The sequence below is a fragment of the Pseudochrobactrum sp. B5 genome (assembly GCF_001939785.1).
GTDB classification, from domain to species: Bacteria; Pseudomonadota; Alphaproteobacteria; order Rhizobiales; family Rhizobiaceae; genus Pseudochrobactrum; species Pseudochrobactrum saccharolyticum.
Genome location: NZ_MOYL01000003.1, coordinates 209,581 through 222,548, shown reverse-complemented (window position 1 = coordinate 222,548; position 12,968 = coordinate 209,581). Strand labels below are relative to the sequence as shown.

The following is a 12,968-nucleotide window of genomic DNA, read 5'->3' as shown; positions in this document are numbered from 1 at the left end:
CATTGATCCCCTGCTCAGATCAGTCATTCTCATAAGCTGCCAGAATTGGTGCATTATCCTGCGCAAAATCAGGCGACACACCCAGGAATGATGCTGACCGGCGGATGATATTTGCAACCATTGGGGCAGCATTGAGTCCGGCGGTCGCAGAAAGTTTGCCTTCCTCCGGTTTTGGTTCATCGATAATGGTCAGAACCACATAGGTCGGGTCATCCATCGGGAATGCAGCAAGAAACGCATTAAAACGGACATCTTTGGAATAACGGCCGTTAATAACCTTTTCCGCTGTACCGGTTTTACCGCCAACGCGATAGCCCTTTACCTCAGCACGGCGACCGGAACCGATCTCGGAATTGAGACGATAGAGATAACGCATATCATCGCTGGTTTTAGGCTTCAGAACCTGCGTGGCAACAGCATTGGCCTCGTCTTGTGTGCGCGGCAGGAATGTCGGCGGAATGAGCTTGCCGCCATTGACCAGCGCCGCAGCAGCAACGGCCGTCTGCAAAGGTGTGGTCATCATACCGTGACCATAGGAAATGGTAATGGAGTGTACCTTCTTCCACACGCGCGGCTCAACAGGACGTGCCACTTCCGGCAGTTCGGTCTGCATACGATCCAGCAAACCGACGCGCTTCAGAAACTCGCGATGGCCTTCAATACCAATCGCATCAACTTCTTTACCCGAACCGATATTGGAGGAATAAATAAACACTTCTGCCAGTGTCAGCCAGCGGGCCTTACCGTGGAAGTCGCGGATGGTCTGACGACCGATCGTAATCGGGCGGGTCGCATCAAACTTGCTTTCCAAATTGAATTTACCGGAATCCAACGCCATCGCTGTGGTGAAGCTCTTGATCGTCGAGCCCATTTCATAAGTACCGGCTGACATCCGGTTCAGACGATCTTTTTCCAGCGCATTATACGGATTATTCGGATCAAAATCCGGCACCGATGCCATAGCAACCACTTCACCGGTCTTGGCATTCAGCACTACAGCACCGGCAGCAATCGCACGATATTTTTCAACAGCGCGCACCAGTTCGTCGCGCATAATATGCTGCACACGCAGATCAATCGACAGGCGGAACGGCTCGAGATTATCCGGCTGGGCAAGGCCTGCCATACGCAGATCGCTTAAGCCCTGACTGTCGATATATTTTTCCATACCGGCAATGCCCTGATTGTCGATATTGACCAGACCGACAATATGAGAAGCCGTTGGCCCGCCCGGATAGAAACGGGATTTCTCTGTGCGAAAGCCGATACCCGGCACACCCAGCGCCATAATCTGGCTCTGCTGACGCGGTGTCAGACCGCGCTGAATCCACACAAAGCCCGCACCGCTTTTCAGACGGCGATAGGTGCTTTCCCAGTCAAGATTAGGCAGAACCGTTGCCAGCAGTTCCAGAGTTTCGTCCGGATCGGCAATCTTTTTCGGCTCGGCATAGAGCGAAGCGGTTTTAATATCCGTCGCCAGCACTTCGCCATTGCGGTCAAGAATATCCGGCCGTGCTGCAAGCGTGCTGGCCGCACCGGCGCGATAACCTTCATTATCGCCGCCCTGCATACCGTAATAAACAAGACGGCCGCCAATCACCGCATAAATACCGACAAAGCAGGAAATCGCCATAATCAGACGATTACGCGCACGGTTTCCGTGTTTTTTGCGGTTTCCGGCAAAGGCAACACTGTCATTGAGCGGAGACGTGGCAATGCCGCGCTCACTCTCGAGCGCGGCACTGTCAAATTCAGGTGCCTGCCCCAGAACCGGAGCATCATCTGATGAAGATTTTTTGTTTTTACGCCGGAACCAGCTGCTTTTTCCGCTCATGGCCGCACTCCCGGAACCACAACACGCATCGGTGCCGCATTTGAAATTGCACCGGCCGGTGCAGTTTGCGCAACACTGCCTGTGCTCATCGTATCAACAGATGCAATCAGATCGGCGCTGCCGCCGATCAGCTTTTCAATATCATCAGCCTGTTTCATCGGAATATCATCGAACAAACCGATCTGCGTCACATCAACCGGCTGCAGTTTCAGCTGTGACTGATAAATATCAGACAAACGCTGCAAACGGTTCGGCTGGGTCATCAGGCTCCAGTCGGCTTTCAGCAGATTGATCGTGTCTTTTTCAAAGGCGATCTGGCGCTGAATTTTCTTGATCTCAACCACCTGCTTTTCAGCATCATGTTTGATCTTATAGGTCACGGTTGCCGCCACCAGCATGACTGCGATCAATATAATATCTATAGTTCGCATCATGATGATTTCCTCTTCGCATTATCAGTTTCTGGCAGAACAGGCAGAGTTGGCAGGCCGAAAATACTGTAATCCGCTTTAAGCGGCGGATATTCTGTGCGGATACCGGCGCGCAGCTTGGCCGAACGCGCGCGCGGATTGCGCTCCGCCTCCTCCTCGCTGGCACCCACCGCGCCTTTGACTGCAGGCGTGAAACTGCCCTGACGCATATGCGCTTCCGGCAAATGGCGCGAGCCGCCGCCGCCGCCCGCACGGTCTGCAAAGAAACGCTTCACAATACGGTCTTCCAGCGAGTGGAATGTCACAACAACCAGACGACCACCCGGCTTCAGCGAGCGTTCTGCAGCAATCAATGCACGCGCCAGTTCACCCAGCTCGTCATTCACATAAATACGCAGCGCCTGAAAAACACGGGTCGCCGGATGAATACGGTCTTTCGGATGACGCCCGACCAGCATCTCAATCGCATTGGCGAGATCACGGGTGCGGCTGAACGGTTCGCTCTCACGGCGCTTTTCGATCATGCGCGCAATGCGTCCGGCATGACGTTCCTCACCGAGAAAATTAAAGATGCGTGCCAGATCTCCCATTTTATACTGGTTGACCACATCAGCAGCGCTCAGGCCCTGCGAGGACATGCGCATATCCAGCGGCCCGTCTTTCTGGAAAGAAAAACCGCGATCGGCCTCGTCAATCTGCATAGAGGAAACGCCGATATCCAGCACAACACCGTCAGGCTGCACATCGCTCAGCACATCTTCCATCTGGGAAAAGCGTGCCTGCACCAGACGCAAACGTCCCTGATATTCTGCAACCACCGCCTGTCCGGCAGCAATTGCATTCGGGTCGCGGTCAATGGCCAGAACTTCGGCACCGGTCTTGAGAATTCGTTTTGTGTAGCCGCCGGCACCGAAAGTGCCGTCCACATAAAGCTTACCGGCTTCAGGCTGCAAAGCGCTGACAACCTCTTCCAGCATAACCGGAATATGGCGGGAATAGTCTTCATGCTCTGATGCGCCCGCCGGAGTATCAGCGTGCTGTGTCAGTTTGTCTGCCTGCGCTTCCGGAACCATAATTTCCTTCGGTCCTGTCATTGTTTTGCTTTCTTCAGCGGACCCAGCGTGAGAACGGCAGATCCTTGCCCGCCAGCGGTTAAACCGCGGCTGCAGATTTCAGCATTTTGCATACCGGCCAATGCCGGATGCAGCACAAAATGTCTGGAAACTGAACAAAGTCTGGACGCAACAAACTGCATTAAGAAATACCACCGGGGTAAGGTAGGCGTCAACGCAGGCGCAAAAACCGCTCCGAACGTTGCCATATTATCGATTTTTGCGACTGCGCAGCCGGCCGGACACGCAATACGCCGTGAATAAATTTATCCAATATTAATATTAAGGAAGGGTTATTATACGGGCACAGTTATGATTTATCAGCGGTTAAAATGGCGCTTTGTGCAGCATCTTATGCCGAAATAATTTAAACAGAATTGTCAGCCGGTCTGTAAGCCGGGTTCTGTATGGCCGGACTGTTTCCAGCCCGACGCGGCAGCCATTCATCTGGGACGGATGTCGCCACCCGCCTCTTGCAACCCACCCGGACGGCTATCCGGAAACTGATTACCAGACCGAAGCCTGATGCGCCGTCCCTATTCGGTCTTGCTCCCGATGGGGTTTACCGTGCCACTCCCGTTACCGGCAGCGCGGTGGGCTCTTACCCCACCCTTTCACCCTTACCTGCCCGATGCCCTTACGGGCGATGACAGGCGGTCTGCTCTCTGTTGCACTTTCCCTGAGGTCACCCTCGCCGGGCGTTACCCGGCATCGTGTTTCCATGGAGCCCGGACTTTCCTCACTTGCCACCTTTCGGTATTGAACAAGCGCGGCTGCCCGACCGGCTGACATGCGTCTATAGGCTTGATCTGTCATAAAACGCAATAAAAAAGCTGGGCTCCGGCGACGGAAACCCAGCTTTTGTATAAAATCTCAGCCCTGCTGTGTAAGGGCTGTTTAGATTTAGGTTATGGCGTACAAAATATCCCGCCAGAGCCTGAATATAAACAGGCATAGAGCATTTGCAGTTAACTGACCTCAGTTAACGGTCGCAATTGTGCTCTTAGAATGAACGCATGAAGTCTTTAACTTTGCTGCAATATTTTGCAGATGTCGGGTTCATACGCTTGGCGCCGTGACCGGCATTATATTTCAGAATTGTGCCGCAGGTTGAACCACCACCGAGCTTCTGTGCCTGCGCAAGATATTTCATGCCATATTGCACATTGGTTGCCGGATCATAGAGACCTTTTGCCGAACCGGTATAACCCAGACCACGTGCAGTACCGAGCTTGATCTGCATCAGACCGATTTCACCGGCGCTGCCGCGAACATGTGCCTGATAATTGCTTTCATTGCGTACAACCGCATGAGCCAGTGCCAGCGGCACGCCATAGGAAGATGCATAACGGGCAATGATGCCGGAATAAGGCTTGCCTGATTTGTCTGTCTGCGCCTGCTTGGTTTCTGCTTTGCCGCTGATCTGATTATTCAGATCAATGCGGGTGCGAGCGGAACGACGTTCAATAACCGGCATTTTGGCAGTACCGGAAGCCTGTTTCTGATAGGCAGTACGGCTGGTATCAGCCTTGTTTTTAGTCGCTTCATTCTTCTTTGTTGCAGTCTTTTCTGAAGCTTCTTTTTTTGCTTTCAGGATGTCTACAAGATTTGTTTTTTCAAGTACCGGTGCACTCATGGCTGGTGTCAGACCGAACGAAACCACCGCCCCGCTGAGAGCGCATAAAAATCCAATTTTTTTAATCATAAACCTTAACCGTTGGAACTGTTGCATAATCCGTCGAAAGGTTTTGCAAGACATGCAAAACCAGCTTTCAACGCCCTTCCTTTTGGGAAACAGTCCGCCCCATCACCAGACTTGCTCAAGGAAATTGAGGTTGTATCTGACGAGGAAATGCAGCCGAAGATTGTCGGGGCAAGTCACAGATTGCAAAAACCTGTAACATTAGCGGACTATTTCTTGCTGCCAACAATAAGGTCTTTTGAAAAATCAGCTGGTTACGGTTTCACGCAAATTCGTCGAAATAAGCCTGTGCAGTGTCTCAATTGTCGAGATATCCGCCACACCATCAATCTGAATCGGGCGAAAATGGCGCTGAAATGCACTCAGCACCACTTTGGTCCGTTCGTTAAACTCGCCATTGATGGTGATATCATAGCCATACATTGCCAGCATGGACTGCAAAGCCTCAACCGGCTGCCCCTGATCGCCCATGGCAAAAAACCGTCCGCCGCGGATCGGTGCCGGTTCAACCCAATGACCGATGCCTGCTTTAAACAGGGTCTCCCACGGAAAATTCTCGCCCGGATCAATCTTGCGTTCCGGCGCAATATCCGAATGGGCAAGCACATTCTCCGGCGCAATATTATAGCGTTCGCAAATCGAGCGGCAGAGAGAGATCACCGAGGAAATCTGCGCATCTGGAAAAGGCGGAAAATTCTCCAGCACACCCGGATTGACAATCTCGATGCCAATAGAAGCAGAATTGATATCCCGCTCCCCTTTCCAGCAGCTCTGCCCTGCATGCCATGCGCGTTCGCTTTCCGCGACCATCTGCACAACCTGACCATCTTCATGCACGAGATAATGTGCCGAGACTTCACGTTCAGGACATTTGAGAATATCCAGAGCCTCCTGCGCAGTCGCAAGCCCCGTATAATGCAGGATCAGAAAACGCGGTTCTTTACCGTCTTTGCGCGGGCCGAAATTTGCAGATGCATCAATAACAGCGCCCTCATAGTCAGTTTTGCTCAGCAAGGCGCGCGGGGCGGCCTGATTATTCTGCGCCAAACCGGCTTCCGGTGTTGAATTATCCTGCATAGTCATGCTGACCCAATTGTTTCTCAAGTGTCGCCCAGGCCGCATTGATTGCAGCCAGACGGTGATTGGCTATTTTCTGAAATTCATAGGGCATACCGCGGGCAATCACCAGATCCGGATGGTTCTGACGCACAAGTTTGCGGTAATGCTGCTTGGCCTCGGTAAATCCTACGCCGCGCGTCAAACCCAGAACGGCATAGGGATCGGAAGGGCCGAGATTGACGTGCCTTCCGGCGATCAGCAAAAACTCGTCTTCTTCAATACCGAAAATTTCCGCCACACGTCGCAGGAACTGCATTTCCTTATCATGCACATAGCCATCGGCTTTGGCGATATAGAACAAACCATCGAGAACATCGGCAAGCGCACCGCAAGGCTCTTCCGCGCCGTTTTGCTGGGAGGAGCGGCACAGCGAAGCAATCTGACGGGCATAGCTCTCAAAACCGGCCACATCCTGCTTGGCAAGATTATATAGTCTTGAGACGTGATCCGCCTCTTTTTCCGGTACTTCAAAAATATCCTGAAAAGCCCGCACTTCATGCTGCGAGACAATGCCGTCAGCTTTTGCCATTTTGGCAGACAGCGCGATCATAGCGATGGAAAAAGCAACACGGCGGCGCGTTTCCGCATCGCCCTCAAAATAGGTACGGACGGCTTCAATCACTCCGGAAAACGCACTGTAAGCCGTCTGCGTTAAAAAATCAGCGATACTGGACCAAATCGACATAAGCTTATGTAATTCAAAACAACTCTGATGAAAACCATCAAGCGCAAAGAGTTGAATGAAATTCAGCTGACATTGCTGACAGCCAGCACCGGCACGCTACGGCATTGCACAGAATGAGATGGATACAGCATAAAGAACAAGCATTTCCGGAAACCAAACGAAAGCCGGAATGCTCTTATAATTTTACATGGAGTTTGCAGATGACTGTTCCGCACGCATCTGACTTTCCATGCGCACACGCACGAAGTCTTCTGCAGTTTTCTTAGCTGCCGCCGCCTGATCTGCAGTCTGACCGACACTCAGAGCGGTTTTCTCTGCATCTTCACCTGCTTTTTGCACCGCAACTCTCACATCTTCTTCTGTGAGTGGTTTCTTCAGCTCAGGCAAAAGCACAGCAGGGCCTGCAACACTGTTCTGTGCAGCCTTGGCGTCAATTTCAGCCAGTTCCTGATCGGCCTTTGACTGCAATTCCTGCTCCGAATGAGCAATAACGGCTGCGACACTGTCAGGTTGTTTTTGTGCAGTCTTGTCATGCGTTAAAAATCCGCCGGAAAAGACCAGACCGGTCAGCACACCGACAGCAAGGATAAAAGCCAGCAGACGATACATTTGACCTCCTCAACCGCCTTCAGCAAGGCGGCTTACAATCTCTCGTTAATGCCGGAAATATTTAATTGTCCCGCTTTTTATTCCGGCAATTCTGACAGTATCCCCGTCAAACCTGTATAAGTTATGACCCAACTAATCAAAAAATATTTATAAATCAAACAGTTTGGCACAAGGCATTGACCGGCTGAGACAAGATGCGCCCGTCTGCATCCCGCTGGTGGCACGAATTATCCTTATTCCTCTAAAGGAAAAATTTAACCTTTTGCAGTAAGAAAGCATTCATGATTTCCCTGTGATTGTTGTGAGATGATACCCGATGAAGCCAGCAGCACTTGCCGTTCTCAGCCTTGTGCTGAGTGCATGTACATCTGTGGATTATGATTTTTCAGATGTAAAACCGTCGGCAGGTTCTGTCTCCGGCACAGGGATTGCTCTTCCTTCTTCCAGTGCCAAGGCGCCGCGCTTCTATGATCGCAAGCCCCATGACTATACCGGTAAAACCCCGTGGCATTATCCGGTCCATGGTACGGATGTCTCCAAATATCAGGACAAAGTTGACTGGCAGCAGGTGCGCAACAGCGGCATTTCTTTTGTCTTTATCAAAGCGACAGAAGGCGGCGACCGCGTTGATGACCGCTTTGCGGAACATTGGGCAGGTTCACGCGCAGCCGGAATTCCGCGCAGCGCCTATCATTTCTATTATTTCTGCCGCAGTGCAGCCGATCAGGCACGCTGGTATATCCGCAATGTACCGAAAGACCCGAACGCCTTGCCGCCGGTTCTGGATATGGAATGGAACCCGCTGTCACCATCCTGTAAACTTCGTCCTGATCCGGCTGTTGTGCGCAAGGAAATGCGCACATTCCTGACCATGATCGAGCGTCATTACGGCAAGAAGCCGGTCATCTATACAACGGTTGATTTCTTCGATGACAATGACCTGCGCAGTTTCAGCGATTATCCGTTCTGGTTGCGCTCTACGGCCGGTCATCCGGATGAAAAATACGGCCCTCACCCGTGGGTCTTCTGGCAATATACCGGAACAGGTACAATTCCCGGCATCAAGGGTGACGCTGATATTAACGTATTCGCAGGCAATCATGCCCAGTGGAGAAAGTGGCTGGAAAGCAACAAAGTCAGATAAAATCGCCTTTACGGCGTGAATCTGACTTTACCATCTTCTTTTTCACAAAATGTTTATGCAGGACATAATTCAGAAAACTTGAACGCTCTGGTCAAAACCGGCCCGATCAACCAAAACAGCAAGACCTTACCGAGGCCTGCTGCAGAAAGAAAACTGAGTTATGTCACGCCCTGCCTCCCTGTCTGCCTTCAGATCAGTTTTTAAACCACTGCTGACTGCCGCTACTCTTCTCTCTACTGCAAGCTTTGCTTTTGCTACAGCAACGCAGCCTGCGGCTCCCTCGGCAGCACCATCCGCACCGGCCGCTGTCGCGATTGAAAAACCGGCCTGCGGCGGTGATTATAATGTCTGGCTTGAAGGCGTGGTGACTGAAGCCAAAGCCGCAGGCATCTCAGACAAGGCACTTACAGAGCTGCATAAAGCCCGGCTTGATGAACGCACATTGAAGCGTGACCGCACGCAGACCGTTTTCAACCTGACCTTTGCCGAATTCTCCAAACGTCTGATTTCCGAACAGCGCCTGAAAAAAGGCCGCGAAAATCTCGTGAAATATGCAGATGTCTTCAAAAAGGCCGAAGACACTTATGGTGTTCCGGGACCGGTGATTGCTGCATTCTGGGGGCTGGAAACAGACTTCGGTGCTATTCAGGGCGATTTTGACACGCTGAACTCGCTCGTTACGCTGGCTCATGATTGCCGCCGTCCGGAGCTTTTCCGTCCGCAGCTCATCGCTTTGCTGAAACTGATGGATAAAGGCGTTGTTGATGCCGGTACCATGGGCGCATGGGCAGGCGAAATCGGCCAGATGCAGTTGCTGCCGAAAGATTATCTGGAACGCGGTGTCGATGGCGACAATGACGGCAAAGTGGATTTGCGCAACAGCGTGGCTGATGCGGTGATGACCGCAGCCCGTATGTTGTCTGAACTCGGCTGGCAGCGCGGCGAGCCTTGGCTGGAAACCGTGCAGCTGACACAGGATCTGCCATGGGAAAATTCCATCCGCACCTATCGCCTGCCCCATTCGAAATGGAGCGGCTGGGGTGTAAAGTCCGTCAATGGCAATGCACTTGGCGCTGATGACGGTGACGCCTCCCTGCTCATCCCTATGGGACGCAAAGGACCGGCATTCCTCTCCTACCGCAATTTTGATATTTTCGTCGAATGGAACAAATCCATCGTTTATGCCACGACCGCCGCTTATTTCGCAGCGCGTCTGGCTGGCGGTGAGCCGTTCCTGCTCGGCACACCGGAAGCCGGTCTTTCAACAGAAGAGCTGAAAGAACTGCAGAACAAGCTCGTTGTACGCGGCTATGACATGGGTCGAATCGATGGTGTTTTCGGCACCATGACCAGAGATGCTGTGCGCACTGAACAGCTGCGTTTAGGCATGCCTGCCGATTCATGGCCGACACGTGAATTGCTCGAAAAGCTATAAATTTAGTGGGATTTTGATGCCGTCTGTAAAAAATTTTACGGCGGCATCAAAACTTTTGACACCTGCCTAACATATTGTATTTTTTACAAGTTTAAAATTCTGCATTGATTGCGAAAGCTTCCTTCGCCGCTCCGCCCAGCGCCCTCCCATGAAATTAGACTTTTCTTTGGCCGTTTATGTCGATAAAATGACACAAACGGGAAATGTGCTGACACAGTTAAAAAACAGTCAATTTGATCGTGAGACCATGCCTCTTGCATGGGTGGTTAAAGAGACTGGAAGCGGCATTTCCGGTTTAGAGTTAAGAGAAGCGGCTCCGGCATATTCCCTCAGATCGGGTTCTGTCAGGAGTGACTTTCCGGCCTTTGAATGTTGTTCATACGGCATTTGAAAACTGAACTTACAACCTGCTCAGGAGGCAATCCATATGGGTTTAACGCGTTCAATCAATGCCTTGGTATTTTGCGCAGCTTTTGTTTTTGTCGCAGCAATGATTGTCGGTGTATTTCCCTGACCTCGCATATTCACCATCTGAATTTCAGATGCTGACCTGATATCTGCATTTCGGTTTCATAATCAGAAAATATACAGATTACGGTCTTAATCAGAGACATTTTGCAGGCATCACTTTTACAGATACCACCGGCATATTTGGCATTCCGCAAAAGTAGATAAATCAAGTCCTGTCATTTTTAAAAACGAAAAGCCCTGCGGAAACATTTTTCCGCAGGGCTTTTTCGTTTCATCCCATATATTTTAAGCTGCGACCGGCGCCCTCACCCCAAGCAAATGGCAAATCGCGAAAGCCAGATCCGAGCGGTTCATCGTGTAGAAATGAAAATCATTCACCCCGCGCTCAATCAGATCATTCACCTGTTCGGCTGCAAGCGCCGCTGACACCAGCATATGTGTCTGCGGATCATTCTCCAGCCCGTCAAAACGATCTGCCAGCCATGCCGGTATGCGCGTTCCTGCACGTTTGGAGAAATTCGCCACCTGTTTGAAATTATGGATCGGCAGCACACCCGGAATAATCGGAATATAAATGCCTGCGCGGCGCACACGCTCCACATAACGCTCATAAAGATCATTATCGAAGAAGAACTGCGTAATCGCGCGGGTTGCACCATTATCGACTTTGCGTCGCAGCATCTCAATATCAGTAGCAAAATCCGGACTTTCCGGATGCTTCTCCGGATAGGCAGAGACACTGATATCAAAATTGGCAATGGATTTAAGACCGGCCACGAGATCGGCACCATTCTGATAGCCGCCCGGTGTCGGCTGATAGACTTCACCAATACCGCTTGCAGGATCGCCACGCAGCGCCACAAAGCGCGTCACACCCAAAGAAGCAAAGGAGCGGACGATAGAATTGACCTCTTCCTTGGTTGCATCCACGCAGGTCAGATGCGCGGCAGGTGTAATGGATGTTTCTTTGATGATACGGGCAATGGTTTTATTGGTGCGCTCACGGGTCGAACCGCCCGCACCATAGGTCACCGAAACAAAAGCCGGATTAAGCGGTGCCAGACGCGTCACTGTCTCCCAAAGACGATCTTCCATCTCTTCGGTTTTCGGCGGGAAAAACTCGAAGGATACACGGATCGGATGCGCGCTCTCGGAACGGCGCTGCTGGCCAAAACTAGACATCGGAAATCTCCGTTATTCTTGCCGTCATAGTTTGCACCATGGGGCAAATATTCATGGTCACGTCACCATGAAGAAAATCAAAACTGCGCCTGCCCGCACCTGAATGGCGCAAAGCTAAACATTAGAATGCTACTCAATAATGCCGGTGTGCCTCTAAATGCACCTCAAAGTGCGCCTCAGGCAGCATCGGCGATCAGCATTCGCGGATCACGCGCAAGCCACAGTTTAATCACCAGTCCGGAAGCCTGCCCGCCCTGCGGCTCAAGCGCTTCAATCTTCTCCGGCTCAAGCCCTGCGGCTCTCATCCAGCCGGTCATTTGCTCATCGCTGAAACCAAGCCGCAAATGGGCATGTTCGTCACGCAGGAATTCCAGATCATGCGGCGCAAAATCCACCACCAGCAAACGCCCCTGCGGGCGCAGCGCACGCGCAGCCTCACGAATGGCCGATTGCGGCTCGTCAAGGAAGTGCAGCACCTGATGGATTGTCACCAGATCATAACCGTCGCGGTCAACCGGCAGCGCATAAATATCGCCCTGACGCACCTGTGCATGGGCAACACCGGCCTGATCCAGATTGGTGCGCGCAACTGTGAGCATATCGCGATTGATATCAATGCCCACACCGCGCACATAAAGCGGGCTGAACATTTCCAGCAAACGGCCGGTACCGGTGCCGATATCCAGCATAGACTGAAAAGCCTGTTCGCCGACAATACCACGCAGCGCATCTTCAACCATTGTTTCGTCAATATGCAGCGAGCGGATCTGATCCCAGCTTTCTGCATTGGCGCTGAAATAGGCAGTTGCCCGCTCATGGCGCTCGGCTTTCACCTGTGCCAGACGCTCCTGATCGCGCAGCAGCAGCGGATCCTGATTATCCTGCCAACCGATCAGTGCACGGGAAAGCCCCTGATGGATCGGTGTTTCCGACAGGCGGAAATAGGCCCATGACCCTTCCTGATAGCGGCTGATCAGCCCTGCTTCACTCAGCAATTTGAGATGGCGGGATACACGCGGCTGAGACTGGTTGAGAATGGATGTCAGATCAGAGACGGTCAGATCACCGCCCGCAAGCAGCGTCAAAATACGCAAGCGGCTTGGTTCTGCCGCAGCCTTCAGCACTTCCACCATTTCTTCAAGAGCCAAAGGCTTGCCAGTCATACCGCACTCCGCATTTAAAACACATAAAGATATGTTTATGTGATCTATGCGATTATTGCAACTAAAATCGACTGATAAAAG

12 protein-coding genes and 1 other RNA gene are annotated in these 12,968 nt (G+C 51.8%); 3 read left to right on the top strand and 10 right to left on the bottom strand.

Annotated features, from left to right (window positions below; translation table 11 throughout):
- Nucleotides 1-19: 19 nt before the first annotated feature.
- From BKD14_RS11450 to BKD14_RS11415, 8 genes are all read right to left on the bottom strand, one after another.
- Nucleotides 20-1,717 (bottom strand): penicillin-binding protein 2, encoded by a 1,698-nt coding sequence (locus BKD14_RS11450; RefSeq protein ID WP_033316096.1) that lies wholly within the window; start codon nt 1,715-1,717, stop codon nt 20-22.
- A gap of 113 nt (nt 1,718-1,830) precedes the next feature.
- Nucleotides 1,831-2,268: a hypothetical protein gene (locus BKD14_RS11445; RefSeq protein WP_075656119.1), complete on the bottom strand. Its 438-nt coding sequence runs from the start codon at nt 2,266-2,268 to the stop codon at nt 1,831-1,833.
- Nucleotides 2,265-3,359, bottom strand: coding sequence for a 16S rRNA (cytosine(1402)-N(4))-methyltransferase RsmH (gene rsmH, locus BKD14_RS11440; RefSeq protein ID WP_280949119.1), 1,095 nt, complete (start codon nt 3,357-3,359; stop codon nt 2,265-2,267). Before rsmH ends, BKD14_RS11445 begins: the two co-directional genes overlap by 4 nt.
- A gap of 394 nt (nt 3,360-3,753) precedes the next feature.
- Nucleotides 3,754-4,166: RNase P RNA component class A (rnpB, locus tag BKD14_RS11435), an RNA gene on the bottom strand.
- A 214-nt stretch (nt 4,167-4,380) separates the two neighbouring features.
- Nucleotides 4,381-5,082 (bottom strand): lytic transglycosylase domain-containing protein, encoded by a 702-nt coding sequence (locus tag BKD14_RS11430; RefSeq protein WP_022711010.1) that lies wholly within the window; start codon nt 5,080-5,082, stop codon nt 4,381-4,383.
- A 243-nt stretch (nt 5,083-5,325) separates the two neighbouring features.
- Nucleotides 5,326-6,156, bottom strand: a complete 831-nt coding sequence (locus tag BKD14_RS11425; protein WP_083647055.1) for an N-acetylmuramoyl-L-alanine amidase — start codon at nt 6,154-6,156, stop codon at nt 5,326-5,328.
- Nucleotides 6,146-6,883, bottom strand: a complete 738-nt coding sequence (locus BKD14_RS11420; protein ID WP_075656117.1) for a DnaJ family molecular chaperone — start codon at nt 6,881-6,883, stop codon at nt 6,146-6,148. The genes BKD14_RS11425 and BKD14_RS11420 overlap by 11 nt, the downstream gene beginning before the upstream one ends.
- A gap of 183 nt (nt 6,884-7,066) precedes the next feature.
- Nucleotides 7,067-7,492, bottom strand: coding sequence for a hypothetical protein (locus BKD14_RS11415; RefSeq protein ID WP_022711006.1), 426 nt, complete (start codon nt 7,490-7,492; stop codon nt 7,067-7,069).
- A gap of 316 nt (nt 7,493-7,808) precedes the next feature.
- Between BKD14_RS11415 and BKD14_RS11410 the strand changes: the two genes are divergently transcribed.
- The 3 genes from BKD14_RS11410 to BKD14_RS19125 all read left to right on the top strand — a co-directional run bounded on the left by BKD14_RS11410 (nt 7,809) and on the right by BKD14_RS19125 (nt 10,462).
- Nucleotides 7,809-8,636 carry a GH25 family lysozyme gene (locus BKD14_RS11410; protein WP_022711005.1) on the top strand — a complete coding sequence of 276 codons (828 nt, stop codon included), beginning with the start codon at nt 7,809-7,811 and terminating at the stop codon, nt 8,634-8,636.
- Between the two features lie 160 nt (nt 8,637-8,796).
- Nucleotides 8,797-10,071, top strand: a complete 1,275-nt coding sequence (locus tag BKD14_RS11405; protein WP_075656115.1) for a lytic murein transglycosylase — start codon at nt 8,797-8,799, stop codon at nt 10,069-10,071.
- A 148-nt stretch (nt 10,072-10,219) separates the two neighbouring features.
- The gene (locus BKD14_RS19125; RefSeq protein ID WP_139316405.1) at nt 10,220-10,462 is read left to right on the top strand and encodes a hypothetical protein; all 243 of its coding nucleotides are present in this window, start codon (nt 10,220-10,222) and stop codon (nt 10,460-10,462) included.
- Between the two features lie 365 nt (nt 10,463-10,827).
- Here BKD14_RS19125 and metF read toward each other — a convergent pair whose 3' ends face one another.
- Nucleotides 10,828-11,724, bottom strand: a complete 897-nt coding sequence (metF, locus tag BKD14_RS11400) for a methylenetetrahydrofolate reductase [NAD(P)H] (RefSeq protein WP_075656113.1) — start codon at nt 11,722-11,724, stop codon at nt 10,828-10,830.
- 176 nt (nt 11,725-11,900) lie between these two features.
- A complete protein-coding gene (locus BKD14_RS11395) occupies nt 11,901-12,887 on the bottom strand; it encodes a metalloregulator ArsR/SmtB family transcription factor (RefSeq protein ID WP_022711000.1) in 987 nt (328 codons plus the stop codon).
- Nucleotides 12,888-12,968 lie beyond the last annotated feature (81 nt).

Coding starts and splice junctions, on each gene's coding strand:
- BKD14_RS11445 (WP_075656119.1), bottom strand. CDS start 2,268: ATGATGCGAACTATAGATATTATATTGATCGCAGTCATGCTGGTGGCG.
- rsmH (WP_280949119.1), bottom strand. CDS start 3,359: ATGACAGGACCGAAGGAAATTATGGTTCCGGAAGCGCAGGCAGACAAA.
- BKD14_RS11430 (WP_022711010.1), bottom strand. CDS start 5,082: ATGATTAAAAAAATTGGATTTTTATGCGCTCTCAGCGGGGCGGTGGTT.
- BKD14_RS11425 (WP_083647055.1), bottom strand. CDS start 6,156: ATGCAGGATAATTCAACACCGGAAGCCGGTTTGGCGCAGAATAATCAG.
- BKD14_RS11420 (WP_075656117.1), bottom strand. CDS start 6,883: ATGTCGATTTGGTCCAGTATCGCTGATTTTTTAACGCAGACGGCTTAC.
- BKD14_RS11415 (WP_022711006.1), bottom strand. CDS start 7,492: ATGTATCGTCTGCTGGCTTTTATCCTTGCTGTCGGTGTGCTGACCGGT.
- BKD14_RS11410 (WP_022711005.1), top strand. CDS start 7,809: ATGAAGCCAGCAGCACTTGCCGTTCTCAGCCTTGTGCTGAGTGCATGT.
- BKD14_RS11405 (WP_075656115.1), top strand. CDS start 8,797: ATGTCACGCCCTGCCTCCCTGTCTGCCTTCAGATCAGTTTTTAAACCA.
- BKD14_RS19125 (WP_139316405.1), top strand. CDS start 10,220: ATGAAATTAGACTTTTCTTTGGCCGTTTATGTCGATAAAATGACACAA.
- metF (WP_075656113.1), bottom strand. CDS start 11,724: ATGTCTAGTTTTGGCCAGCAGCGCCGTTCCGAGAGCGCGCATCCGATC.
- BKD14_RS11395 (WP_022711000.1), bottom strand. CDS start 12,887: ATGACTGGCAAGCCTTTGGCTCTTGAAGAAATGGTGGAAGTGCTGAAG.